Consider the following 25725-nt stretch of genomic DNA (forward strand, 5'->3'; position numbering starts at 1 on the left):
TATATTACTCACCCGTTCGCCACTCGCCGCCAGGTTGCCCCGCGCTGCCGTTCGACTTGCATGTGTAAGGCATGCCGCCAGCGTTCAATCTGAGCCAGGATCAAACTCTTCAGTTTAATCTCTGTTTTTTGGCATTGCTGCCACCGCTATTGCTAGCGGGTCGCTCACTCAAAATACTGACAGGCCACTTCCTAAGAAGCGTCCTATTTCATTTATTTCTTGTGAACATTTGATATTTTAAGTATCGCGGAGACTAGCTCCGCGTGCACTTCCATCAAACGTCCACACTTATCGACTGTGAATTGTTAAAGAACTTTATTCGGTACTGCTTGCGGCGTTGTTGACAAAGCGTTTTGTTTGTCAGCCGCGAAGAAGAAAGAGTATGAAGCGTTTAGATCGTTTCGTCAACCCCTTCTTCTATCCCGCTCAACTCGCACTACATGCGCCGTTTTGCGGGGAGGCGAACTATAGCAAAGGGCGAGACGGCTGACAAGGCCGACAGCGTAAAATAGCGGTTTCACCGATCCGCACTTCCGTCATGACCATCCTGCTCACCACCCTCAACGCCCGCTACACCCACGCTTCGCTGGGCCTGCGCTACCTGTTAGCCAATATGGGGCCGTTGCAGGAACAGACCAGGCTGCAGGAATTTGTCATTGGCGCCAAGACCACCGAGATCGTGGAACGCATCCTGGCCCACCAGCCGCGCATCGTCGGTTTCGGCATCTATATATGGAATGTCGAGGAAACCACCAAGGTCGTGGCCATGCTCAAGCGTGTGGCGCCGCAAGTGGTCGTCGTATTGGGCGGACCGGAGGTATCGCACGAACCGGGCGAACAGCAGATCGTCCAGCTGGCCGATTACCTGATCACCGGCTGGGGCGACGTCACCTTCCCCAAGCTGTGCGGCGAAATCCTGCACGGCCCCAAGCCGCTGATGAAGATCCATGCCGGCGTCCAGCCGCCGATGGCGGAGATCAAGCTGCCGTATTCGTTCTACAGCGACGACGACATCAAGAACCGCACCATCTACGTGGAGGCGTCGCGCGGCTGCCCGTTCAAGTGCGAGTTCTGCCTGTCTGCCCTGGACAAGACGGCCTGGCCATTCAATCTGGACGCCTTCCTCGCTGAACTGGAAGGACTGCATGCACGCGGCGCCCGCCTGTTCAAGTTCGTCGACCGCACCTTCAACCTGAACATCAAGACCAGCCTGAAGATCATGCAGTTCTTCCTCGATAAGCTGGCCGCCCATCCCGACGATCCGGTCTATGCCCACTTTGAACTGGTGCCTGATCACCTGCCCGACGCGCTCAAGGAAGGCATCAGCAAGTTCCCGCCCGGCGCGCTGCAATTCGAGATCGGCATCCAGAGCTTCAACCCCGAGGTGCAAACCCTCGTCAGCCGCAAGCAGGACAATCAGAAGGCGGCCGACAACATCCGCTGGCTGACCACCCAATCGCACGCCCACATGCACGTGGACCTGATCGCCGGCCTGCCCGGCGAGGACGTGGCCAGCTTCGCGCGTGGCTTCAACCATCTGTGGTCGCTCCAGCCGCACGAGATCCAGTTCGGCATTCTCAAGCGCCTGCGCGGCACGCCCATCATCCGCCACACGGAAGCGTACGGCCTGGTGTTCGAGCCATACGCGCCCTACACCATCCTGGCCAACAAGGACATCGACTTCCCCACCATGCAGCGCCTGGTGCGCTTCGCCCGCTACTGGGACCTGGTGGCCAACTCGGGCCGCTTCGCCCACACGCTGCCGGTGCTGCTGGGTGACGACGCATTCGAGAACTTCATGGACTTCTCTGACTGGCTGTACGCGAACACGGACGCCACCCACCGCATCGCGCTCGACCGCCTCGCCGCAATGGTGTCGAAATGGCTGCAGACGCGCGGCATGAGCAAAGCAGCCGCCGACGCACTGCTGGCCAGCGACTACGCGGGCCGCAACGAATCGGGCTCGCGCCTCAAGCCAGCCGCCGCGAATGCGCCGACAGCACGGACCGAAACGGCGGCGCCGCAGCGCCAGGCGCGCCACCTGGCGGCCTGAATCACCCCGGGACCGCGGGTGACAGCGGTGGCGGTCCCGCCCAAACTCCCTTAAACTGGCGTCATGCCTTCCGTCCAAGAGCCCACCCTCACTCTCGATCCCGGCGCCGCCACGGCCACCGGCACCTGGCAAGTCCACGCACTCGCGCTGGGCAATGCGATGCATACGCTCACCGGGCAGCTCAATACACTGAAGGACAAAGCCGGTATCAAGTGGGACCTGACGGGCATCGACAGCATGGACCACATCGGCGCCCAGTTACTGTGGAACGCCTGGGGCAAGGCCCGTCCCGCCTCATTGCGGCTGGCGCCGGGACAGGAAGAATTCTTCAAGCGGCTGGAAGCGGCCGGCAAGCTGGAACTGAAAGCCCCGCGCAAGCAGCGCCTGACCTCCGTCATGGTGCTGGGCTTCGCGATGATGCAGTTCTTCGAACATTTGCGCGGCATGATCACGCTGGTAGGCGCCGTCACGCAAGACATGCTCCGCTTCGCACGCCATCCGCTGCGCGGCCCGTGGCGCGAGATCTCGGCCAACATCTTCCACGCCGGCCCGCAGGCGCTGGGCATCACGGCGCTGGTCGGCTTCCTGATCGGCGTGGTGCTGTCCTACCTGTCGGCCCAACAGCTGCGCAATTTTGGCGGCGACATTTACCTGGTCAACCTGCTCGGCATGAGCATCATCCGCGAACTGGGGCCGCTGCTGGCGGCCATCCTCGTGGCTGGCCGTTCCGGCTCCTCGATCACGGCGCAACTGGGCGTGATGCGGGTGACGGAAGAACTGGACGCCATGCTGGTGATGGGCATCTCGCACGGCTTCCGCCTGATCCTGCCCAAGGTGATCGCACTGGCCGTCTGCATGCCCCTGCTGGTGATCTGGACCGACGTCATGGCGCTGATCGGCGGCATGGTGTCGGCTAACGTGGAACTGCACCTGTCGCCGTACTACTTCATCGAAAAGCTGCCGGACGCCGTGCCGCTGGCGAACTACATGATCGGCCTGGGCAAGGGCGCCGTGTTCGGCGTGCTGATCGCGCTGGTGGCCTGCCACTTCGGCCTGCGTATCAAGCCCAACACGGAAAGCCTGGGGCGCGGCACCACCACCTCGGTGGTCACCGCCATCACCGTCGTGATCCTGGCCGACGCCGTGTTTGCGATCCTGTTCAACGGTGTGGGGTACTGATGGACGAGAACCTGCCTGCCCCCACGTCCAACTGCGGCGCGCCCAACACGGGCGTGCTGAAACTTGACGGCAGCGTGCCCGTGGTGGAGATCACGGGCCTGTGGACCAAGTTCGGCCGCACCGTCGTGCACCAGGACTTGAACCTGGCCATCCAGGCGGGCGAGATCCTGTCCATCGTGGGCGGCTCCGGCACCGGCAAGACGGTGCTGCTGCGCCAGATGCTGGGACTGGAACGCCCCGCGCGCGGCTGCGTGCGCGTGTTCGGCGAGGACATCAGCGAAGTCGATGCGAGCCAGTTGCAAAAGCTGCGCAACCACTGGGGCATGCTGTTCCAGCAGGGCGCGCTGTACTCGGCCCTGACCGTGTTCGAGAACATCGCCCAGCCCCTGCGTGAACTGCACAAGATCCCGGAGGACCTGGTGCGCGACGCGGTGCTGCTGAAGATGAACATGGTGGGACTGGGGCCCGAACACGCCGACAAGATGCCGTCCGACCTGTCCGGCGGCATGGTCAAGCGGGTGGCGCTGGCGCGCGCGCTGGCGCTGGAGCCGCAACTGCTGTTCCTGGACGAACCGACGGCCGGCCTCGATCCCGACCTGTCGGAAAGCTTCGTCGCGCTGATCAAATCGCTGCACCGCGAACTGGGGCTGACGGTGGTGATGGTCACCCACGACCTCGACACACTGTTCGCGCTCTCGACCCGCATCGCCGTGCTGGCCGAAAAACACGTGATCGCCATCGGCCCCACGCGCGAGCTGTTGAAGATCGACCACCCATTCATCAAGGAGTTCTTCCTGGGCGACCGCGGCCGCCGCGCGCTGGAAGCGCTCGACGCGTCCCCGCCGCAGCCCAAGAGCGCGCCGGACGTGGCCCCCTGAACACGCATCGGAGCATCCATGGAAAACAGATCACACGCCCTCATGACAGGCTTCTTCACGATCACGCTGGTGATCGCGGCGGTGCTGTTCGGCCTCTGGTTCAATCGCGACCGTATCGAACGCGTGCCCTACCAGCTGGCCACCACCCAGCCCGTGCCGGGCCTGAACCCGCAGGCGCAGGTGCGCTACCGTGGCCTGCAGGTGGGCAAAGTGGCCAGCATCGGCTTCGATCCCAAGGTGACGGGCCAGATCCTCGTCACCCTGAGCATCAATCCGGACGCGCCCATCACCAGGACTACCTTCGCCACGCTGGGCTACCAGGGCGTGACGGGCATCGCCTACGTCCAGCTGGACGACGACAAGGTCGGCTCGCCGCTGCTGGGCACCAGCGCCGACAATCCCACCCGCATCCCGCTGCGCCCCGGCCTGGTCGACCAATTGGAAAAGCGGGGCAAACAGATTTTGTCGCAGGCCGAACAGGCGGCCGACCGCCTGAATGCCTTGCTCAGTCCCGCCAACCAGCGTGTCATGCTGTCCGCCTTCAGCGACATCAGCGCCGCCGCCAAAGCGTACGGCGCGCTGCCGGAGCAGCTGCAGCCCACCATCGCCCGCCTGCCCGCGCTGGCCGACCAGGCCCAGGGCGCGCTGCAATCGGTCACCGCGCTGGCCAACGACGCGCGCCGCCTGACCACCAGCCTGCAAGCGCCCGACGGGCCGCTGGCGCGCATGAGCGGCACGGTGGACCGGGTCGGCCTGTCGGTGGAAGCGGTCACCAGCGGCGTCGAGATGGACGCGCTGCCGCACGTGATCTCGCTCACCGACGAATCGCGCTCGTCGATGCGGGCCGTGAAGAACACCATGAACAAGCTTAATGAACGTCCGCAAAGCCTGCTGTTCGGCGCCCCCGGCACCCCGCCCGGCCCCGGCGAAGACGGCTTCACGGCGCCGGCCAAATGAGGAGCCCTGCGATGACCAACCTTTCCCGCCTGGCCACGCTGGCCGCACTGGCCGCCCCATTGCTGCTGAGCGCCTGCGCCAGCGGCGGCGGCCGCACCGCCACCACCCTGTACGACTTCGGCCCGCTGCCGCCAGCGACGGCGGCGCCCGCGCCGACGCCGCTGCCGGCCCTGATCGTGGCCGACGTGGACGGCCCGCCCGCGCTCGACTCGGAACGCATGCAATACCGGCTGCTGTACGCTGACGCGCGCCAGGCCCGCCCCTATGCCTACAATCAGTGGACCAGCACCCCGCCCCAGCTGCTGACCCAGCGCATCAAGGCGCGCCTGGCGCAGGCCGGCGTCAAGGTGCTGACCGCCACGGACGTGGGCAGTGGCGCGCCCATGCTGCGGCTGGAACTGGACGACTTTGCGCAGAACTTCGCCAGCGCCACCCAGAGCAGCGGCGCGCTGACCGTGCGCGCCTCGCTGTTCCGCAGCCACCGGCTGGTGGACCAGCGCACCTTCCAGCGCAGCAGCCCCGCTCCCAGCGCCGACGCGGCCGGCGGCGCCCACGCGCTGGCCGACGCCAGCGACGCGCTGGCCGCCGACCTGCTGGCGTGGCTGGCCACGCTGCCACCCCAATGACGTAGCGATATCGCAGCGATGACGCAGCAAACCGAACCACCAGCGGCCGATCCGGGCCCGATGCAAGGGCCTGGACAAGCGGCGGGCCACGCGCCGCAGCCAGCGGACAAGCCCGCCGCCACGCCCGGCCGCAGCTCGGCGCTCGCGCGCGCGGCGCTGCTGGCCTACGTGCTCTTGATCGTGTACGCCAGCTGGTACCCGTTCTCGGGCTGGCAGAACCACGGGCTGTCGCCGCTGATCTTCCTCGAACACGTCGAGCTGCCGCGCTACTGGACCAAGTTCGACGCCATCACCAACGTCATCGGCTACATCCCGCTCGGTACCTTGATCGTGTACGCGCTGTATCCACGCGTGACGCGGCTGGCCGCCTGGCTGCTGGCCAGCGCCAGCGGCGTGCTGCTGTCCGGCCTGATGGAGGCCGTGCAGACCTATCTGCCCAGCCGCGTGTCGTCCAACCTGGACTTCTACACCAACGCGGCCGGCTGCTCCCTCGGTGCGCTGATCGGCGTGCTCACCGTGCGCCGCCTGCTCGACCAGAGCCAGTTGACCCGGCTGCGGCGGCGCTGGTTCGCGCCGCAGGCCAGCCAGGGGCTGGTGCTGCTGGCCCTGTGGCCGCTGGCGCAGATCTACCCGCAAAGCTTTTTGTTCGGCCACGGCCAGTTGCTGCCCATCCTGTCCGAATGGCTGTCCGAACTGCTGGACACGGAAATCGACCTGGGCGCCTGGCTGCGCCCCGTGGCCACGCTGACGGTGGAACAATACTGGCTGTCCGAAACCATCATCACGGCCTGCGGCATGGTGGGCGCGGCCCTCACGCTGCTGTGCCTGCTGCGCCGGCCGGCGCCGCGCGCCACGCTGGTGGCGGCGCTGGTGGGGGCGGCCATCGTCGTCAAGGCGCTGGCCACGGCACTGCTGTTCTCGCCCGAGAACGCGTTCGTGTGGGTCACCCCGGGCGCCGAAGGCGGCTTGCTGATCGGCGCCATCATGCTGGCCGGCCTCGCGTTCGCGCCGCACGTGGCGCAGCGCCGGCTGGCGGCCCTGACTTTGCTGCTGAGCCTGCTCATCGTCAACACCACGCCGGCCAACCCGTATTTCGTGGCCACGCTGCAAACCTGGGTGCAAGGAAAGTTCCTCAACTTCAATGGCGCGGCCCAGTTCCTGTCGCTGCTGTGGCCATGCTTCACGGTCTGGTACCTGTGGCTGCCCGCGCACGGCCAGCAGCGGACGTGACGACGGCCCGCATGGGGCCGCGATCGCGGGTATCATATCGGCTGCCAACCAACCCGAGATTGCCATGAGCGACGACCTGTATTACCAACGCCACGTCTTTTTCTGCGTCAACCAGCGCGACGACGGCCGCCCCTGCTGCAGCGACCACAACGCCATCGCGGCCCAGAAGCACGCCAAGAAGCGCTGCAAGGAACTGGACATCAATGGCGCGGGCAAGGTCCGCATCAACCAGGCCGGCTGCCTGGACCGCTGCGACGAAGGCCCGGTGCTGGTGGTCTATCCCGAAGGCACGTGGTACACCTACGTGGACACGGCCGACATCGACGAAATCGTCGACAGCCACCTGGTCAACGGCAAGGTAGTGGAACGTCTGAAAATCTGACCCCTGATTCACATGAACAAGAACTCTGAAAAATTCACGCTGCCCGGCGGCGCCGGCCTGATGGAAGGCTTGATCGACTTTCCCAAGCACGCCCCGCGCGGCATCGCGCTGGTGGCCCATCCGCACCCGCTGTACGGCGGCACCATGGACAACAAGGTGGCCCAGACCCTGGCCCGCACCTTCGTCGGCCTCGGCTACGTGGCGGCCCGCATCAACTTCCGCGGCGTGGGCGCCTCCGAAGGCGTGCACGACCATGGCCACGGCGAGACGGACGACATGGCCGTGCTGCTGGAACACATGCAGCAGCGCTATCCGGGCTTGCCGGTCGCGTTGTCCGGCTTCTCGTTCGGCACCTTCGTGATGGGTCGCCTGCAGCAACAACTGGTGGCGGCCGGCACCCCGGCCGAGCGGCTGGTGATGATCGGCACGGCCGCCGGCAAATGGGACGTGGCCAACGTGCCAGCCGACACCATCGTCATCCACGGCGAGCTGGACGAAACCATCCCGCTGAAGGACGTGTTCGACTGGGCCCGGCCGCAGGACTTGCCCGTGATCGTGATTCCCGGCGCCGACCACTTCTTCCACCGCAAGCTGCAGCACATCAAAGGCTGGGTCAGCCAGTTGTGGCACACGCGGCCGGAACAGAACACCGCAACGGCGGCCTGAAGCCCTATAATGGGCGCGCCTGTTGCAGGCCGCCCGTCCCCCAACTTAAACACCCGATACGCAACATGAAAAAATTATTCGCCGCACTGGCCACCAGTGTGTTGATGATGACCGCCGCCGTCGCCCAGACGCTGCCGCCGCCCACCATCGCCGCCAAGTCCTGGCTGCTGCTGGACGCCACCAGCGGCCAGATCATCGCCTCGCAAGACCCCAACGCCCGCATCGAGCCGGCCTCGCTGACCAAGATCATGACGGCCTACCTGACCTTCGCCGCCGTCAAGGACAAGAAGCTGGACCTGAACCAGATGGTCAACGTCTCCACCCACGCGTGGAAAGTCGATACCAGCAGCTCCAAGATGTTCATCGACCCCGCCACCCCGGTCAAGGTCAACGACCTGCTGTACGGCCTGATGGTGCAATCGGGTAACGACGCGGCCGTGGCCCTGGCCGAAGCCGTGGCCGGCGACGAGTCCGCCTTCGTCGTGATGATGAACCGCGAAGCGCAGCGCATGGGCCTGACCTCGACCCACTTCGCCAACCCGCACGGCCTGCCCAGCCCCGAGAACTACTCGACGGCGCAGGACTTGTCGGTGCTGGCCAAGCACGTGATCCAGGACTACCCCGAGTTCTACAAGATCGACTCCGTCAAGAGCTTCACCTACAACAAGATCACCCAGCAGAACCGCAACCGCCTGCTGTGGCTGGACCCGACCGTGGACGGCATGAAGACGGGCCACACGGAAGCGGCCGGCTACTGCATGATCGCCTCGGCCCACCGCCCCAACGGCGCCAACGAGCGCCGCCTGATCGCCGTCGTGCTGGGGACGAACTCCGACAGCGCCCGCACCCAGGAAAGCCAGAAGCTGCTCAACTGGGGCTTCCAGAACTTCGACACGGTCAAGCTGTACTCCAAGGGCCAGGCCATCGCCACCCCGGAAATCTGGAAAGGTTCCAAGGGCAGCGTCAAGATCGGCTTCCCCAACGACGTGCTGGTGACCGTGCCCAAGGGCGTGGCGGCCAAGATGAAGCCGCTGCTGGAACGCAAGGACCCGCTGGTGGCCCCGCTGGCTGAAAACACCCGCGTCGGCACCCTCAAGATGATGGTTGACGGCAAGCCCCTGCTGGAATTGCCCGTGGTCGCGCTGGAGCCGGTGAACCAGGCCTCCATCTTCGGCCGCGCCTGGGATTCCATCCGCCTCTGGATGAAATAAGCTGTCCCTACCCCGATGAACAAAAGTCCACTTCGGTGGACTTTTGTTTATTGTGATTTACTCTATGCGGTGCTAGCAACGGTCGAGCTCGCCGAAAGGGAAAATGTGCCACCGGGCCAAGTAGTCGTGTAACAATACTACTTGCAAATCGGAATTTAATCCCTGCCCTACCATCGCCCGAGAGCCCGCCATGAACTACGAACCGCCCGTCGGCCTGCTTTGCCCCGCCATCGTCACCAGCAATAACGGCCCCACGCTGTCGCGCATCGTGGCCGGCATGTGGCGCATGGGGGACTGGAACCTGACGCCGCAACAGCGCCTGACCCTGATCAAGCGCTGCATGGCGCTGGGCGTGACCAGCTTCGACCATGCCGATATCTATGGCGACTATGGCGTCGAGACCCTGTTCGGCGAGGCGCTGGCCTTGCAGCCCTCGCTGCGCGCGCGCATGCAACTGGTGAGCAAGTGCGGCATCAAGCTGGTGTCGCCGGCCCGGCCCGGGCACAGCATCCAGCACTACGACACCAGCGCCGCCCACATCACGGCCTCGGTCGAGCAATCGCTGCGCGCGCTGGGCACGGATTACCTGGACCTGCTGCTGATCCACCGGCCCGACCCGTTGATGGACTTCGACGAGATCGCCGGCACCTTCAGCCGCTTGCGGCTGCAGGGCAAGGTGCGCCACTTCGGCGTCTCCAACTTCAGCCGCCACCAATTCGACTGCCTGAACCGGCGCGTGCCGCTGGCCACCAACCAGGTCGAATGCTCGCCGCTGCAGCTGGCGCCGCTGTTTGACGAGACCTTCGACGGCCTGCAGGATCAGGGCGTGCGGCCCATGGTGTGGTCGCCGCTGGCCGGCGGCCGCCTGTTCAACGGCGGCGACGCGGCCGGCGAACGCGTACGCGCCGTGGTGCAGCGCATCGCCGACGAACTGCAACAGCCGTTTACCAGCGTGGTGTTGGCGTGGATCATGCAACTGCCATCGCGCCCCCTGCCGCTGACGGGCAGCGGCCGCATCGACGCCATCGTCGACGCCGTGCGCGCCACCCAGTTCAGCCTGAGCCGCAGCCAGTGGTTCGAGATCCTGCGCGCCGCACGCGGGCACGAAGTGGCGTAAAAACAGCCTCTTAATCGTTGTAGACGGCGGGCGGCGCAATACTGCGCCAGCCCAGCTTCCAGGCCACGTTCAGCGCCAGCGTGGCGCCGATGTAGACGGCGAAGAACAGCACGAAGAACACGGTCTGCAACCAGGCCAGCAAGGCCAGGTTGGCCAGTAACAGCACCAGCGCCGCCTTGCTTTTCTTTTGCTTGGTGCTGGGGAAGCGGATGGTCGACACCATCAGCCCGCCCACGGCGAACAGCAGCAGCGCCAGCATGGCCGCCTGCAGCGGGCTGGCGGGCGGGTCCGGCCAGGCCACCACCACCGACGCCACGCAGGCCGCGCCGGCCGTGATCGGGATGCCGACGAAATAGCGCGGATCGGTGCGGCCCACGTTGACGTTGAAGCGGGCCAGGCGCAACGCGCCGCAGGCGACGAAAAAGAAGCTGGCCATGCCGCCCAGGCGCAGCAGCGTGGGCTGGTGCGCGCCCAGCTGCACGAAGCCATAGCAGTACAGCAGCAAGCCCGGTGCGCAGCCGAAATTCATCACGTCGGCGATGGAATCGAGCTGCATGCCGAAGTCGGAACTGGTGCCGGTGGCACGCGCCACCATGCCGTCGAGCGCGTCGAACACGCCGGCCAGCACCAGCAGCACGGCGGCCAGCCGGTAGTCGTGGGCGTTGCCGATGAAGGCGTTGTCGACGGAAATGACGATGCTGCCAAAGCCGCAGGCGATCGACAGCAGCGTGACGAAACTGGGCAGGGCGAACTTGGCGCGCTGCAGGCGCGGACGGTGTGGTAAAGAAGTCAAATCAGGCGTATTCCAGAAAAAACGACGGGCAGGCGCCACCGGGATGGCGGCGCGCTATTGGCGGGCTATTTTACCCCGCTGCGCCGCTGCGCGGCACGTTCGCCCGCGCACGGCATTGCGCATACCGGGTGCGGCGCGGCCCGAGTTGCCTTAGAATCGACCCATAAGCGGCCTGATCCCCAGCGGCGGCCCGGATAACGACACAGGAGCATTCCATGCACAGCCGTCCACGTTGGCACCTTCCGCTCGCGGTACTCAGCCTGGCACTGGCGCTGGCCGCGTGCGGCGGCGGTGGCGGTGGCGGCAACGGCGGCGCCAGCGGCAACCCGCCGGCCAGCAGCAGCAACCTGCCGGCCGAGCCAGGCGCGCCCGCGCTGACCGGCAACGCGGCGCTCGATGGCTTCAACTGGATCAACTTCCGCCGCGCCCAGCTGGGCGTGGCCGTCCTGTCGCGCAACAGCATGCTGGAAACGGCGGCCCAGGGCCACGCCGACTATCAGCGCCTCAACAACACGGTCACCCACATCCAGACGCCGGGCCTGCCCGGCTTCACGGGCGCCACGCTGGCCGACCGGCTGGCCAACGCCGGCTACGTGCTGGTGCGGCCGTATGCCTATGGCGAGATCATCTCGGCCACCAACAGCACCTCCGGCTTCGTGCTGGCCGAGGAACTGGTCACGGCCATTTACCACCGCTTCGTCATGTTCGAGCCGGTGTTCAAGGAAATGGGCACGGGCGCCGCGCTCACATCGGGCGGCTACTCCTACTTCACGTGCGACATGGCGGCCAACAACGGCAATGGCATGGGCCTCGGTGGCGGCCGCGCGGTGGGCTACCCCGTCAATGGCCAGACCAACGTGCCGACCAGCTTCCTGAGCAACAATGAAACGCCGGACCCCGTGCCCGACCTGAACGAGGTGGGCTACCCGATCAGCATGCACGCCGACATCACGGCCACCATGACGGTGCAAAGCTTCACCGTGCGCCCCCATGGCGGCACGCCGCTGGCCACGCGCCTGCTCAGCCATGCGACCGACGCGGAAACGCCCACGTCGGCCGCCGCCATCGTGCCGCTGGCCGTGCTGCAGTCAGGCACCACCTACGACGTCGCCTTCAGCGGCGCCGTGGACGGCGTGCCCCTGTCGCGCAGCTGGTCGTTTACGACACGCTGACGCCTTGTCCCCGATCCCCCTCACCACCGGAGCCTCATGACCACACCCAGCGCAGCAGGTTTGTTACTGTCCTCGCGCGACACCGCCAGCCTGTGCGTGAGCGACGGACTGGATCGGGTGATGGGTGACCGCGCGCTGTACCTGCAGTTGTTGCACCGCTTTCGCGACGACTACCGCGCCCTGGGCCAGCAATTGCGCCAGGCGCTGGCCGACAACGCGCTGGCCACGCTGCGGCCCCGCGTGCACACGGTGCGCGGCGCGGGGCCGGCATGATAGGCGCGCGCCCCGTGTGCCAGCTGGCCACGGCGCTGGAGCCAGCCTGCCATTTGCCGGCGGCGGCCTGCGCGGAAACGGTGATGCTGCTGGAAGAGGCCTTGCACACCCTGCTGGCCGCCATCGACACGCTGCTCGATGACGTGCGCGCAACGGAGGCGAACCAAGCGCCGGCGGCCGGGCCGGGAACGGCCGCGTCAACGGTCGGGCAGATGCCCGAGGCGGGCGCCAGCGCCGCGCTGCTGGAACGGTTGGCCCAGCTGCTCGACACGGGCGATGGCGCGGCGATCGACGTGCTGGAACAATCGGCCTCGTCGCTGGCGGCCCGGCTGGGGGTGGAGCGCTACCAGCGGGTGGCGGCCGCCGCCCACCAGTTCGATTTCGAGGCGGCGCTGGCGGCGCTGACGCCCCACCTGTAGCGCTCGCGCCGTCCGGGTGCCGGGCGGCTCAGCGCGTGTATTCCTTTTCCTCGTCGAAGGCGTCGGCGCATTCCTTGCCGCAGAAGCGGCGCACGCTGTCGAGCGGCTTGTCGCAGTACCAGCAGGCGCCCTTGGGCGGCAACAGCTGGCGCGCCCGCGCGGCGGGAGAAAGCGTGGGCGGGGGGCGCTCTGCCCCGTCGTCTGGCACGCTGTCTGGTTTCGGTTCCAAGGCTCCCTCCTTTCGCGGCAGTACACAGGCCTACCAGCAGGTTACGTCAGCGGACGTCGGCGGGCATGATCGTGCGCAAACGGCCCCGCGTTGTGACCTATCATAACAGTTTCGGGGCCACCGCCAAGTCCGGCGGATCGGCAAAAATCCGACGCCGCGCACAGTGCGCAGCCCCTGCACAAGATGGCCGCAGCGGGGCATCCGGAACGAAAATATTTTTCAATGGAAACAGCGCTGGCGATAGCCCCCAGGGCCGCGCCGGCATCACTTGCGCCCGGCCAGCACCACCTGGTTGCGGCCCTGCTCCTTGGCCCGGTACATGGCCTTGTCGGCCATGCGCAGGAACAGCTCCGGCGTTTGCAGTTCATCCGGCACCTGTACCGCCACGCCCACGCTGATGCTGACCCAGCCGATCGGTGACAGCGCGTGCGGCAGGTGCAGCGACTCGAGCGCCAGCCGCACCTGTTCGGCCAGCGCCAGCGCCGCCTCGGCGTCCGTGTCGGCCGCCAGCATCACGAATTCCTCGCCGCCGTAGCGGGCCGCCAGGTCGCTGGCGCGGCGCGCGTGCGTCTGCAGCAGGGTGGCCACCTTGCGCAGGCAGCTGTCGCCCTCCTGGTGGCCATAATGGTCGTTGTAGCTCTTGAAGAAATCCACGTCGATCATCAGCAGCGCCAGCGGATGGGCGCAGCGGGCCGCCCGGTGCAGCTCCGAGGCCAGCATGTCGTCGAAGCGGCGCCGGTTGGCGATGCCCGTCAGCGGGTCCGTCATGGTCAGCGCCGCCAGCTTGAGGTTGGCCTGCTCCAGGTCGCGCGTGCGCTCGGCCACGCGGCTCTCGAGCTGCTCGTGGGTCTGGCGGATGTTGGCCGCCATCTCGTTGAATTTTTGCGACAACAGGGCCATTTCGTCGCGGCCCTCGTACTCCACGCGCTGCCCGTAGTCGCCGGTGCGGGTGGCGCGCATGGCGCCGGCCAGCCGCTCGAGCGGCATGGAGATACTGCGCGCCACCACGTAGGCCAGCACCAGCGCGCCGCAGAAGCAGATCACGCCGATCAGCACGATCTCCTTGCGCACGGCTTGCGCCTCGGCCAGCAGCAACTGGTTGGGCAAGGTGCTGACCACATACCAGCCGGTGTTGGGCACCTGGGTGTAGACGGCGAAGTAGCCGGCCGGCGGATGGCCTTCGGCCACCGTCTGCTGATAGGCCAGAAAGCCGGTCTGCTCGCCGCCACGCACGCTGGCGGCCAGTCGTTCCAGCAGGGCCGGCGCGGCCACCACCCCGGCGACGCGCTCGCGGCGCTGCACCAGCAGCGTGCCGTCACGCGCATCGACGACGAAGATATCGCTGCCCGCGCCCAGGCTGGCGTTGTCGAAGATGGCGGCGAAGCGGGCGGCCCGCACGCCCAGCAGCAGGCTGCCCATGAGCCGGTTGTCGTTCTTGGAATAGATCTGGCGCACCATGGCGATGGTTTTCTGGCCATCCCACAGTTCCAGCGCGCCCCACACCACGCGGCGCTGGCTGGTGCGGGCAGCGGCGCTGAATTCCACCACGCCGCGCCCCAGCTGCGCGAACACTTGCGGGTCGAGCACGTGGTTGTCGCGGTCCAGGAAGTACTTCTGGCCGAAATCCTGGAACGAACCGTAGCTGTCGAGCAGGATCTTGGTCAGGGCCGCGCGCGCCCGCCCCTTGTCCTCCGGATTGTCGAGCGCATAGCGGGCCAGCGCCGACTGCACGGGGTCCGACAACACCAGCGTCTCGCTGTCCGACTCGATTTCCGCCATGCGCAGCTGCACGTTCTTGGCGATCTGCTTGACTACTTCCGTGGTGAACAGCCGGGTCTTGCGTTCGATCGCCTTGCTCGACTCCGCATACGAGATGTAGCCCGACACCAGCAGCGGCGTCAGCGAGATCAGGATGAACGACGCCAGCAGCCGGTAGCGGATGGTGATCTTGCGCAGCAACGCGGGCAGGTACAGGGCGATCAGGCGTCTCATGGCGCGGTTCCGGGGGCGCTGTCAGCGGGCGCCGCCACGCACTTCGGCGCGCAAGGAGCGGTCCAGCTGGCGGGCCGCGTCGCGCGGCGAAGTCTTGCCGGCCAGGACGTCCTGCAGCAGCGGGTGCAGCTGCTCGATGGTGGAAGCGGGCAGGAACACGTAATACGGCGGCACCACCTGCGGATAGGCGCTCACTTCACGGATATAGGCCGTGATCTGCGGATCGCTCACCATCCGGCCCGGCAACTGCTTCATGGGCGGGATGTTGCGGCGCGCGTTCTGCTGGATGACGAAGCCCTTGCCGACCAGGTAATCGAGCAACTGCATGGCGGCCGCACGATGGCGGGTATTACAGACGGCGAAGCCGGTCTCGCTGCCGACCACGGGCACGGCCAGCTTGCCGGCCGCATTCCAGGGCGGGATGAACACCCCCACCTCGTCGCGCTTGCCCACCATCAGCCGGCCGGCTGCCCAGGTGCCCTCGAACGCCATGGCCGCGCGCCCGGCCGTAAACAGGCGGATGCCCTCGTCGTAGCCGGTGTTCATATAGTCGCTCTGCACATAGCCACGTGCGGCCAGTAGCTTGATGCGGCCGAAGATGTCGGCCGCCGCGGCCGTGTCCAGGTCCAGCCTGCCGTTGGCCAGCGCCGTGCGCCAGTCCGGCCGGTTGGCGGCCACCAGGTTGGCAAAGCCATGGCTGAACGGACCATTGCCCAGCATGTTGGGAAAGCCGCCATCGAGCACCAGCGGCGTGTAGCCAGCCTTCTTGAGCTGCGCGCACACGGCCAGGAATTCATCGAAGTTCTGCGGCAGGCGGCTGATGCCGGCGTCGCGGAACATGGTCTTGTTGTAGTAGATGACGGTGGCGGCCACGCCGCCGGCCACGCCGAAATGCTTGCCGCCGGCGCTGGTCCAGTCGGGCTTGAGCAGGTCCAGCATATTGTTCCACGCGGCCGTCTGGCCCACCTCGGCCAGCACGCCCTGCTCGGCCAGGCTGGCCGCGTAGGCGTTCGGGTTCACCGAAACCAGGTCGGGCAACTGGTTGGCCGCCACCTTGGGCTTGAGGTTTTCCTCGACCGAATTGCCGATCATGAATTGCACGTCGACCCGGATATCGGGATGCTCGCGGCTGAAGGCGGCCGCCACGTCGTGCATTTCCTTGGGCCAGTCGGGGGCCCAGACCAGGGCCGTGATGGTGGTGGGCGCCGCCGCGCCCGCTGGCTGGCTGGCCGGTGCCTGGCTGTCATCGCTGCAGCCGGCCAGGGCCAGCAACAGAAACAGCGGGGCGAGCAGCCCCATCCAGCGCGATGGTGTCGATCGTTCCCTCATCCATGCTACCTCAGCGTGTGGCCGACTGTCCGCCCCGTGCAACGGGATCATTACGGTCAGCCCACCTTAATTTCCACCCAGATACATCCCATGAAGATGAGGTTACTACAAAGCCGGAAGTGTTGGAGTTTCTGGTATCAAAAAAGCCAAGAAACAACGTATTGCAACATGGCGCCCGGCCGGGCGACACAAGTGCGGCACGCGCCACGGCGGCGCGCAAACGGCGCCGCCGTGGCGGAACCGCCCTTAGCCACCGGGCTTGATGGACGCGACATACAGGGACAGGCAGACGATATCGTCATGGCTCAGCGCGTGGGCGACCGTCTTCATGATGGCGCCCTCCGGACGCTGATCCGTGCGCTGGAACACCGCCAACTGCTTCGAGACATAATCGGCGTGCTGGCCAGCCAGGCGCGGGAATGTACCCACGCCCTCGCCGTGTGCGCCGTGGCAGGAGGCACAGGCCGGCACGCCCTTGCCGCTGTCGCCGTTGGCGAAAATGGCCTGGCCCCGTTGTTCGAGCGCCGCGTTGCTGGAGCGTCCGGCGGCCGGCGGCTGTTGGGCGTAGTAGGCGCTCAGGCCTGCGATCTGCTGGTCAGTGAGCCTGGCGCTGAGCCCCCACATGTATTCAAAGCCGGCGGGATCGGCGCGGCCATGGCTCCTGAACGCGCGCAACTGGGCCTCCAGGTAGGATGGCGATTGCGCCGCCAGATGGGGGAAATTGGGCGAGGTCGACACGCCTTGCATGCCGTGGCAATTCGAGCAGACCTGCGTGGCGATGGTACGGGCCGACACGTTCGCATCGCTCAGCGAGCGCGAGCGCTCCACCGAGGAGCAAGCGGCAAGACTGGCGGCCACCATCAGGGCCAGCGTGGCGCCCGCAACCGGGCGCAAGGACGAAAAGGCGATCATCAGTAGGCTCCCCATACGTAGACGAACAAGGTGTTATTGCCGCTGGGATTACGCCCCGCGCCATCGTAGTTCGCAACGGACCCATGATAGCGATTGAAGTGGTAATACTGCGCGCCGACGCGCAGATATTGCACCGGGGTCCAGAACAGCTCCGGTACCCAGCCGCGCGTATCGGGATTGGTGGCGGCGTCCGGATAGAGCGTCGTGTCGGAACTGCCCGTGGTGCTGAAATAACTGAGGCTGCCACCGTAGCGGGCCCGGTACACATAGCTGCCTTTGACTTTCAATTGCTTGAGCCGGTTGCCGGCGTTGGTCGCGATGCCGGCCACGTCGCCGTTGTCGATCGATTCGGTGATGTAGCTCAGTTGCACCGTGGCCGCATGGGGGTCCAGCAGGTATTGATACTGGGCGTCGATGCCCCGGTCGCGATAATGGATGGTGGGGCCGGTCGGGTCCAGGTTATCCGGGTAGAGGTTGGCATGCATGGCCATCAGCCCGACCATGGCGCTGTGCGGTCCCCAGTCATGGCTGAGCGCGAGCCGCAGGTAGGGATTGGTGCCTTGCAGCTTGACCTGGTCGGCATCCTTGGTCCCCTGGCTCAGGAACGACCACATTCCGTTGGCCGTTTGATAGCCCGCCAGTTCCGCGTACAAGGTCTGGTTCCAGAACGCGTAGCCGGCGATGCCCGCGGCTTGCGCGCCCAGCTGCGACACGATGGGGGCCGCATCGGGGCCCGTCACGCCAAATTGGGTGGGCACGTACTGCATCCAGGCCGGCGCGCTGTTCCAGGGATCGGCCAGCGAAGGATTATTGTTGATCGTCAGGCCCAGGATCAGGTCGCGATTGGCATCGATCAGGCGGTCGGCATAACGCACCTCGATATTGTCCGAGCCCCATTTGCCCTGCCACTTGCCGCTGTCGGGATTCTGGCTGTCATAGTTGTTGTAGGTCGCTTGCGCGAACACCCCCACATTCTCAGTGACTTTCCCGGCGACGAACACACTGCCGGTCTGGAACAGCGCGGTGGCATCCTTGGCGAACGCCGCGTCATCCGTCGGCGAGGAACTCTTGGTATAGCTGAACACGCCCATGGCCGACAAGGGGACGGCCCTGCTGCCGATGGTATAGCCTGTCATCTTGAACAGTCGGCCATAACTGGTCAGTTCCGGGAACTGGCCGCCGGCATGGCAGGCTACGCAATTCTGCCCCGTTTGGCGGGCGAAAGCGGGCAAGGCCTGGGCGCTGTGCGGACCACACAGCAGTGGAATCAACAGGAGTACCGCCAGATAGCGGAACTGAATGTGGCGTGTGGGAAAGAGGCTGGCGAAGTTCACGTGGTTCCTCCAGTATGTGGATACGAACAGGGACTGCCAGGCAGGAGTCACCTCCTGGCCCAGGCAGGAACGGCACACCAGACAAGCGACGCAGTGGAAATTGCGTGCGTGCAAGAACTGTCTGAATGAAGTTATACAGAGCTAAGTCAACAGGTTGATTGACGCAGATCAAAATCCCGCCAGACTGGCTGTGGAAGCAACAGTTTTTGCGGCAAGCGACACGGCGACGTTACAATTCGTTGCATCCCAGCCCGACACAGCGCCATGGACACGGTAAAGTGTGTGCATGAAGAAACTCTGCCTGTGCGTGCTGATGCTGACTGGCTGCGCCGCCGTTCCCCCCACCCCGGCCGACGGCGCCGATGATGTCCGCATGGTCAACCGCCTGACCTGGGGTTTGAACGGCGCCGACCTGCGCGCGGCGCACGCGCAAGGCCTCAACGCGTGGATCGCCGCCCAGTTACACCCGGCGCCAGCACGCCTGCCGCCCGCCGTGCAAGCCCGGATCGACGCGATGACGATCAGCCACCGCACGCTGGAAGACCTGAACCGCGACCTCGAACAGCGGCGCAAGGACACCGACAAGATCGCCAACGACGATGAAAAGAAGGCGGCCCAGAAAGCCTACCAGGAAGAACTGAACCGCCTCGCACGCGAAGCGGCCACCCGCTCCGTGCTGCGCGACCTGTACTCGCCCAACCAGGTGCAGGAGCAGATGACGTGGTTCTGGATCAACCACTTCAACGTCCACCAGTACAAGCACAACCTGCGCCTGATGCTGGGCGATTACGAGGAGCGCGCCATCCGCCCGCGCGCGCTGGGAAAATTCCGCGACCTGCTGGCCGCCACCGTCTACCATCCCGCCATGCTGCGCTACCTCGATAACGAGCAGAACGCGGCCGGCCACCTCAACGAGAACTACGCGCGCGAACTGATGGAGCTGCACACGCTGGGCGTGGACGGCGGCTACAGCCAGCGCGACGTGCAGGAACTGGCGCGCATCCTCACCGGCGTGGGTGTCAACCTGGGCGCCACGGAGCCCAGGGTACGGCGCGAGCGGCAGGCGCAATACCGGCACCAGGGCCTGTTCGAATTCAATCCCGAACGCCACGACTATGGCGACAAGCTCCTGCTCGGCCAGCCCGTGCATGGCCGCGGACTGGCCGAGGTGGACGAGGCGCTCGACCGCCTGGCGCGCCACCCGTCCACGGCGCGCTTCATCAGCCGCAAGCTGGCCGCGTTCTGGGTCGGCGACGCGCCACCGGGCGCGCTGGTGCAGCGCATGGCGGCCACCTTCACGGCCACCGATGGCGACATCGCGGCCGTGCTGCGCGTGCTGTTCGACAGTGTGGAATTCCATGCCTCGCTGGGCCACCAGTTCAAGGACCCGCTGCATTACGTCGTCTCCTCCGTGCGCCTCGCGTATGGCGACAAGACCATCCTCAACGCCACGCCCATGCTGAACTGGCTGAACCGCATGGGACAACCGCTGTACGGCAAGCAGACGCCGGACGGCTATCCGCTCACCGCCTCCGCCTGGGACAGCCCCGGCCAGCTCAATGTGCGCTTCGAGATCGCGCGCGCCATCGGCACCGGCAACGCGGGCCTGTTCAAGACGGACGGGCCGCAACCGCAGGAACAGCCGGCCTTCCCCCAGCTGGCCAACGCGCTGTATTACCAGTCCATCGAAAGCCGCCTCGCGGCGGGCACGCGGCGCGCGCTGGAGCAAGCCACCTCGCCGCAGGAGTGGAACAGCTTCCTGCTGTCCGCGCCGGACATGATGTACCGCTGAAGGAACCGCCATGGATCGCCGCACCGCCCTGCACCATCTGGCCGCCCTGCCGCTGGCCGCCGCCAGCACCCGCCTGTGGGCCGCCCCCGGCGGCGGCACGCGCCTGCTGTTCGTGTTCCTGCGCGGTGGCTACGACGCCACCAGCCTGCTGGTCCCCGTGGCCAGCCCGTTCTACTACGAAGCGCGGCCCAATATCGCCATCGCCCGTCCCGGCGCCGAACTCCACACGGCGCTGCCGCTCGACGCCGACTGGGGCTTGCACCCGGTCCTGCGCGACAGCATCTACCCGCTGTTCCAGGCCGGGCAGGCCGCCTTCATTCCGTTCGCCGGCATTGACGATCTCTCGCGCAGCCATTTCGAAACCCAGGACAGCATTGAAATGGGCCAGCCGCTGACGGGCAAGCGCGACTACCGTTCGGGCTTCCTGAACCGGCTGGCGGGCGTGCTGCAGGGCGCCCATCCGATCGCCTTCACCGACCAGCTGCCACTGGCCATGCAGGGCAATCTGCAAGTGCCCAACGCGGCGCTGCGCAACCTCGCCCGGCCCGCCATCGACGCGCGCCAGGCCCGCATCATCGCCTCCATGTACGAAGGCACGCCGCTGGCGCGCAACGTGAACGAAGGCTTCGCCGTGCGTGACGACGTGATGCGCGACATGGCCGGCGAGATGGAAGCGGCCAACCGCAACGCCATCTCCGCCAAAGGCTTCGAACTGGAAGCGCGCCGCATCGCCAGGCTGATGAAGGACAAATACACGCTCGGCTTCGTCGATGTGGGCGGCTGGGATACCCATGTGGGACAAGGCGGCGCGACCGGCTATCTGGCCAGCCGCCTCGATGAACTGGGGCGCGGCCTGTCCGGCTTCGCGCAGGAGATGGGAGCGGACTGGCGCCAGACCGTGGTGGTGGTGGTCAGCGAATTCGGCCGCACCTTCCGCGAGAACGGCAACCGCGGCACGGACCACGGCCACGGCACGGCCTACTGGGTGCTGGGTGGCGCCGTGCGCGGCGGCCGGGTGGCCGGCGAACAGAGCACGCTCACGGCCAAGACCCTGTTCCAGAACCGCGACTATCCGGTGCTGAACGAGTACCGCGCCGTGCTGGGCGGCCTGTTCGCGCGCCTGTACGGGCTGAACGGCACCCAGCTGTCGCAGGTATTCAGCGGCGCCGCACCGCGCGATCTGTCGCTGGTTTGATGCGCGCGCATTCAGCTCCCTCGACAACGCGCGTCTGCCTCGCTACTTCCCGATACAGAAGCGGCTGAAAATCACCCCCAGCAAATCGTCCGACGAGAACGCGCCCGTGATGCTCGACAGCTGCGCCTGCGCCAGCCGCAATTCTTCCGCAAACAGGTCCAGCGACTGGTCGTCCTGCGCCGCGTGCTCGCCCGCGCGGGCCAGGTGCGCGCCCGCGTTCTTCAGCGCGATCAAATGCCGCTCGCGCGCCAGGTAGAGCGATTCGCCCGTCTGCTGCCAGCCGGCGATGCGCAGCAGTTCCGCGCGCAGCAAATCGATGCCCGTGTGCTCGTGGGCGGAGAGATAAACGTGGGTGGCGTCGTCGCGCGCGTCGATGCCGGGCTTGTGGCCGGACAGGTCGATCTTGTTCCACACCCGCAGCACCGGCACGCCGGACGGGAAGGCGGCCACGATGGCTTCATCGGCACGCGACGGGCCGTGGTCGGCGTCCAGCAGGTGCAGGATCACGTCGGCCTTGCCCACCTCGGCCCACGTGCGTTCGATGCCGATGCGCTCCACCAGATCGACCGCCTCCTCCGTGCTGCGGATGCCGGCCGTGTCGATGATGTTGAGCGGGATGCCTTCGATCTGGATGGTTTCGCTGACCTTGTCGCGCGTGGTGCCGGCGATGGGGGTGACGATGGCCACGTCCGAGCCGGCCAGCGCGTTCAGCAGCGAGGACTTGCCCACGTTGGGCTGCCCCACCAGCACCACGTTGAGCCCCTCACGCAGCAGGGCGCCTTGCGCCGCCTGCCGGAACACCTGGTCCAGCGCATCGACGATGCCGGCCAGCTGGCCGCGCGCGTCGGACTTTTCGAGAAAATCGATTTCTTCCTCGGGAAAATCGAGGGTGGCCTCTACCAGCATGCGCAGACCCGTCACCCGGTCCACCAGCGCGTTGACGGTCTTGGAGAACGCGCCCGACAGCGACTGCGAGGCCGACTTGGCGGCCGCCTCGGTGGAAGCGTCGATCAGGTCGGCCACGGCTTCGGCCTGGGCCAGGTCCAGCTTGTCGTTGAGGTAGGCGCGGCGCGTGAACTCACCGGGTTCGGCCAGCCGCAAGCCCATCTGCTCGCCCGCCGCCAGCACGCGCGCCAGCAGCAGTTGCAGCACGATGGGGCCGCCGTGGCCCTGCAGTTCCAGCACGTCCTCGCCCGTGTACGAATGGGGGCCCTTGAACCAGATGGCGATGCCCTGGTCGATGATGGCGCCATCGGCCTGGGTGAACGGGATGTAGGTGGCGTGGCGCGGCTGCAGCCTGGTGGCGCCGAACAGCGCGGCGATCAGCGGTTGCAAATTCTTGCCGGAGGCGCGCACGACGCCGATGCCGCCCCGGCCCGGTGCAGTGGCGATGGCGGCGATGGGAGAGGAATCAAGATTCATGGTCACGTTGCACGTTGAAAAAAACGGGGACGTAACATGGTTTTCCTTGACGGCAAAACCGTGTTACGTCCCCTATTTTGCCTTGCGGCCAACGCCGATTACTTGGCGGCGGCGGGCGCGAACTTCCTGGAGATCAGGTACTGCTGGCCGATCGACAGCACGTTGTTCACCACCCAGTACAGCACCAGGCCGGACGGGAAGAAGAAGAACATGACCGAGAACGCCAGTGGCATGAACATCATCATCTTGGCCTGCATCGGGTCGGCCGGCTGCGGATTCATGCGGGTGCTGATGAACATCGAGATCGCGTACAGCACCGGCAGGATGTAGAACGGATCAGGCGCGGCCAGGTTGTGGATCCAGCCCACCCACGGCGCACCGCGGATTTCGACCGACGCCTGCAGCACCCAGTACAGCGCGATAAACACCGGCATCTGCACCAGGATCGGCAGGCAGCCGCCCAGCGGGTTGATCTTCTCGGCCTTGTACAGTTCCATGGTGGCCTGGTTCATCTTGGCCGGGTCGCCCTTGTAGCGCTCGCGGATGGCTTGCATCTTCGGCGTGACCAGCTTGACCTTGGCCATGCTGCGGTAGCCGGCGGCCGACAGCGGGAAGAACGCCAGCTTGATCAGGATGGTGAACACGATGATGGTCCAGCCCCAGTTGCCCAGTCCCTTGTGCAGCTGCTCCATGACCCAGAAGATGGGCTTGGCGATGATGGTCAGCCAGCCATAGTCCTTCACCAGTTCCAGGCCAGGCGCCACTTTGTCGAGCAGCTTCGATTCCTGCGGACCCGAATACAGCTTGGCGTCGTTCGAGACGGTGGCGCCCGGCGCCAGCGTGCCCAGCGGCTGCACGGTGCCGATGGCGTACAGGTTGGTGTCGATCTTCTTGGTGAAGATGTCGCGCGTCAGCTTGTCCTGCGGGACGAAGGCGGACACGAAGAAGTGCTGCGAGATGGCGATCCAGCCATTGTCAGCCTTGGTCGGATGGTCCTGCGCCACTGGCTTGCCGGTCTTGGCCGCTTCCTGGGCCGCCTTTTCCAGCGATTCGAATTTCAGCTTCTTGTACTTGTCGGCGTCCGTGTACAGGGTGGGGCCGGTGTAGCTGCTGTTGAAGTAGGAGTCGCCCTCGGGCTTGTTGCCGTCGTGGACCAGCTGCAGGTACAGCTCAGGTTTCACAGGCGCGGCGCCGGTGTTGGTCACGTCGTGGCGCACGTCGATCACGTAGTCGCCGCGCTTGAAGGTGAAGGTCTTGGTCAGCTTGACGCCGCCCTGCTCCGCTTCCAGCACCAGTTGCACCTGGTTGGCGTCGTTCAGCATGCGCGCGCCGGGGCGGGCCACGAAGCCGGTGGTGTGGTTGGGCAGGCCGGGCGCGCCGATCAGGCCCGTTTCAGCCAGATAGGTCTTGGTGGCGTCGGCGTCGAACAGCACCTGGTTCTTGGTCGGGTCGATGCCGTCCTTGAACTGCAGCAGTTCCAGGCGCTTGATGGTGCCGCCCAGGGTGTCGATGTCGGCGCGGATCACGTCGGTGGTGATGGTGATGCGCTCGCTCTTGAACGGCGCGGCTTCACCGCTTGCGCCCGGCGCGCCCGGCGTGGCGGCGGCGGCCGATGCGGCGGCGCTGGCCACGGCTGGCAGTTCGGATTTCTTCGCGTCCGTGGCCTTGGCCACCTGGGCTGGCGCCGGAGCGAACATGGATGGTTTGCCATTGGAGACCATCCAGTTGTTCCAGAGAACTACCAGCGACACGGCAAACACGATCCACAAGATGGTACGTTTATTGATATCCATTACGGTATTTGTCAGGAGTGGTTGCAACCGCAAGCGGTCGTAGAAGAATCATCGGGTGCGGCGCCCTTGGGCGGCACCGGGTCATGGCCGCCCGCGTGCCACGGGTGGCAGCGGCACAGGCGCTTGACGGTAAGCAGGCTGCCGCGCGCGGCGCCATGCACTTGCAGTGCCTCCAGCGCGTAGTTCGAACAGCTTGGGTAAAAACGGCAGCGCGGCCCCATCATGGGACTGATGGTGAGCTGATAGGCCCGGACCAGCCAGCGCAGCAAGGTGCTCATGGCGTTTTCGGCTCCAGCGTCGGTGCCACGTTCGGTGGCACCGCGGCCGGCGCGGGCGCCGGCGCCGGCACTGCGCGGCCCTGCCTGGCCTGCGCGGCGAACAGACGCGCCAATTCCACCCGCAAGGCCGCTTTGAGCTTTGCAGTGGTGGCGGGACCATCCTTGCTGTTGACCGGCTTGGCCAGGCGCACGACGCAGTCGATGGCCGGCAATCCGGTCACGCGGAACAGTTCGCGCGTGACGCGCTTGATCGTGTTGCGCGTGACGGCGCGCGGCGCGAATCGCTTGGCCACCACGACCCCCAGCCGCGCATGCGGCAATTGGTTCAGGCGGGTGTACAGCACGAAGTGCGCCGTCTTTTGCGCCGGGCGCAAACGAAAAACGGATGAAAATTCATCCGTTTTAACGATACGCCGAACGCGCGCGAAGTCGTGGGAACCTTCGCCTGTCGAGCCGCTTGAAATACAGCTTTCCACGCGATCAGCTAACAAGC

25 protein-coding genes and 1 rRNA gene are annotated in these 25725 nt (G+C 66.1%); 15 read left to right on the plus strand and 11 right to left on the minus strand.

From position 1 onward, the window contains the following. Positions 1-116 (minus strand): 16S ribosomal RNA (locus H3H36_RS18420); the annotation flags it as partial. 422 nt (positions 117-538) lie between these two features. On the opposite strand from H3H36_RS18420, the gene H3H36_RS18425 reads away from it, so the two are divergent. From H3H36_RS18425 to H3H36_RS18470, 10 genes are all read left to right on the plus strand, one after another. Next, positions 539-2053, plus strand: coding sequence for a B12-binding domain-containing radical SAM protein (locus H3H36_RS18425; protein WP_182219564.1), 1515 nt, complete (start codon positions 539-541; stop codon positions 2051-2053). A gap of 63 nt (positions 2054-2116) precedes the next feature. Next, positions 2117-3232, plus strand: a complete 1116-nt coding sequence (locus H3H36_RS18430) for an MlaE family ABC transporter permease (RefSeq protein ID WP_182219565.1) — start codon at positions 2117-2119, stop codon at positions 3230-3232. Then, complete coding sequence (locus tag H3H36_RS18435; RefSeq protein ID WP_182219566.1) at positions 3232-4110, plus strand: ABC transporter ATP-binding protein; 879 nt, start codon at positions 3232-3234, stop codon at positions 4108-4110. Before H3H36_RS18430 ends, H3H36_RS18435 begins: the two co-directional genes overlap by 1 nt. 18 nt (positions 4111-4128) lie before the next feature. Next, complete coding sequence (locus tag H3H36_RS18440) at positions 4129-5067, plus strand: MlaD family protein (RefSeq protein WP_182219567.1); 939 nt, start codon at positions 4129-4131, stop codon at positions 5065-5067. 11 nt (positions 5068-5078) lie between these two features. Beyond that, positions 5079-5693: an ABC-type transport auxiliary lipoprotein family protein gene (locus H3H36_RS18445; protein WP_182219568.1), complete on the plus strand. Its 615-nt coding sequence runs from the start codon at positions 5079-5081 to the stop codon at positions 5691-5693. A 60-nt stretch (positions 5694-5753) separates the two neighbouring features. After that, a complete protein-coding gene (locus tag H3H36_RS18450; protein ID WP_182219647.1) occupies positions 5754-6923 on the plus strand; it encodes a VanZ family protein in 1170 nt (389 codons plus the stop codon). A gap of 64 nt (positions 6924-6987) precedes the next feature. Then, positions 6988-7305, plus strand: coding sequence for a (2Fe-2S) ferredoxin domain-containing protein (locus tag H3H36_RS18455; RefSeq protein WP_182151911.1), 318 nt, complete (start codon positions 6988-6990; stop codon positions 7303-7305). Positions 7306-7317: 12 nt separating this feature from the next. Then, complete coding sequence (locus H3H36_RS18460) at positions 7318-7971, plus strand: alpha/beta hydrolase (protein WP_182219569.1); 654 nt, start codon at positions 7318-7320, stop codon at positions 7969-7971. 65 nt (positions 7972-8036) lie between these two features. After that, on the plus strand, positions 8037-9182 hold the full coding sequence (locus H3H36_RS18465) for a D-alanyl-D-alanine carboxypeptidase family protein (RefSeq protein ID WP_182219570.1): 1146 nt from the start codon (positions 8037-8039) through the stop codon (positions 9180-9182). A 190-nt stretch (positions 9183-9372) separates the two neighbouring features. Then, entirely contained in the window at positions 9373-10299 is a 927-nt protein-coding gene (locus tag H3H36_RS18470; RefSeq protein ID WP_182219571.1) for an aldo/keto reductase, read from the plus strand. Positions 10300-10309: 10 nt separating this feature from the next. Here H3H36_RS18470 and pssA read toward each other — a convergent pair whose 3' ends face one another. Continuing rightward, the gene (gene pssA / locus H3H36_RS18475) at positions 10310-11065 is read right to left on the minus strand and encodes a CDP-diacylglycerol--serine O-phosphatidyltransferase (RefSeq protein WP_182219648.1); all 756 of its coding nucleotides are present in this window, start codon (positions 11063-11065) and stop codon (positions 10310-10312) included. Positions 11066-11307: 242 nt separating this feature from the next. Here pssA and H3H36_RS18480 point away from each other — a divergent pair, with 242 nt between their 5' ends. Genes H3H36_RS18480 through H3H36_RS18485 form a run of 3 tightly spaced genes read left to right on the plus strand, consistent with a single transcriptional unit; the run spans position 11308 to position 12956 of the window. Further along, complete coding sequence (locus H3H36_RS18480) at positions 11308-12264, plus strand: CAP domain-containing protein (protein ID WP_182219572.1); 957 nt, start codon at positions 11308-11310, stop codon at positions 12262-12264. 36 nt (positions 12265-12300) lie between these two features. Continuing rightward, positions 12301-12537 carry a hypothetical protein gene (locus H3H36_RS27110; protein WP_229219979.1) on the plus strand — a complete coding sequence of 79 codons (237 nt, stop codon included), beginning with the start codon at positions 12301-12303 and terminating at the stop codon, positions 12535-12537. Continuing rightward, positions 12534-12956 carry a hypothetical protein gene (locus H3H36_RS18485; protein ID WP_229219980.1) on the plus strand — a complete coding sequence of 141 codons (423 nt, stop codon included), beginning with the start codon at positions 12534-12536 and terminating at the stop codon, positions 12954-12956. The genes H3H36_RS27110 and H3H36_RS18485 overlap by 4 nt, the downstream gene beginning before the upstream one ends. Before the next feature lie 28 nt (positions 12957-12984). On the opposite strand, the gene H3H36_RS18490 is transcribed toward H3H36_RS18485, so the two are convergent. The 5 genes from H3H36_RS18490 to H3H36_RS18510 all read right to left on the minus strand — a co-directional run bounded on the left by H3H36_RS18490 (position 12985) and on the right by H3H36_RS18510 (position 18554). Further along, positions 12985-13185 (minus strand): hypothetical protein, encoded by a 201-nt coding sequence (locus H3H36_RS18490; protein WP_182166687.1) that lies wholly within the window; start codon positions 13183-13185, stop codon positions 12985-12987. 264 nt (positions 13186-13449) lie between these two features. Further along, positions 13450-15177, minus strand: a complete 1728-nt coding sequence (locus H3H36_RS18495) for a GGDEF domain-containing protein (protein WP_182219573.1) — start codon at positions 15175-15177, stop codon at positions 13450-13452. Positions 15178-15198: 21 nt separating this feature from the next. Continuing rightward, positions 15199-16506 (minus strand): ABC transporter substrate-binding protein, encoded by a 1308-nt coding sequence (locus H3H36_RS18500; protein WP_182219574.1) that lies wholly within the window; start codon positions 16504-16506, stop codon positions 15199-15201. Positions 16507-16752: 246 nt separating this feature from the next. Beyond that, positions 16753-17418 (minus strand): c-type cytochrome, encoded by a 666-nt coding sequence (locus H3H36_RS18505; RefSeq protein ID WP_182219575.1) that lies wholly within the window; start codon positions 17416-17418, stop codon positions 16753-16755. Further along, on the minus strand, positions 17418-18554 hold the full coding sequence (locus tag H3H36_RS18510) for a cytochrome C (RefSeq protein ID WP_229219981.1): 1137 nt from the start codon (positions 18552-18554) through the stop codon (positions 17418-17420). Before H3H36_RS18510 ends, H3H36_RS18505 begins: the two co-directional genes overlap by 1 nt. Before the next feature lie 484 nt (positions 18555-19038). Between H3H36_RS18510 and H3H36_RS18515 the strand changes: the two genes are divergently transcribed. Both H3H36_RS18515 and H3H36_RS18520 read left to right on the plus strand, forming a co-directional pair. Continuing rightward, positions 19039-20544, plus strand: coding sequence for a DUF1800 domain-containing protein (locus tag H3H36_RS18515; protein WP_182219576.1), 1506 nt, complete (start codon positions 19039-19041; stop codon positions 20542-20544). Between the two features lie 10 nt (positions 20545-20554). Then, positions 20555-21739, plus strand: a complete 1185-nt coding sequence (locus H3H36_RS18520; RefSeq protein ID WP_182219577.1) for a DUF1501 domain-containing protein — start codon at positions 20555-20557, stop codon at positions 21737-21739. Positions 21740-21781: 42 nt separating this feature from the next. Here the strand turns inward: H3H36_RS18520 and mnmE are convergent, their stop codons facing one another. From mnmE to rnpA, 4 genes are all read right to left on the minus strand, one after another. After that, a complete protein-coding gene (gene mnmE, locus H3H36_RS18525) occupies positions 21782-23161 on the minus strand; it encodes a tRNA uridine-5-carboxymethylaminomethyl(34) synthesis GTPase MnmE (protein ID WP_182219578.1) in 1380 nt (459 codons plus the stop codon). Positions 23162-23259: 98 nt separating this feature from the next. Then, positions 23260-24954: a membrane protein insertase YidC gene (yidC, locus tag H3H36_RS18530; protein ID WP_182219579.1), complete on the minus strand. Its 1695-nt coding sequence runs from the start codon at positions 24952-24954 to the stop codon at positions 23260-23262. An 11-nt stretch (positions 24955-24965) separates the two neighbouring features. Beyond that, entirely contained in the window at positions 24966-25232 is a 267-nt protein-coding gene (yidD, locus tag H3H36_RS18535) for a membrane protein insertion efficiency factor YidD (protein WP_182219580.1), read from the minus strand. Next, entirely contained in the window at positions 25229-25696 is a 468-nt protein-coding gene (rnpA, locus tag H3H36_RS18540; protein WP_182219650.1) for a ribonuclease P protein component, read from the minus strand. The genes yidD and rnpA overlap by 4 nt, the downstream gene beginning before the upstream one ends. Positions 25697-25725: the final 29 nt, after the last annotated feature.

The organism is Rugamonas fusca, from assembly GCF_014042365.1.
Taxonomy (GTDB): domain Bacteria; phylum Pseudomonadota; class Gammaproteobacteria; order Burkholderiales; family Burkholderiaceae_D; genus Rugamonas; species Rugamonas fusca.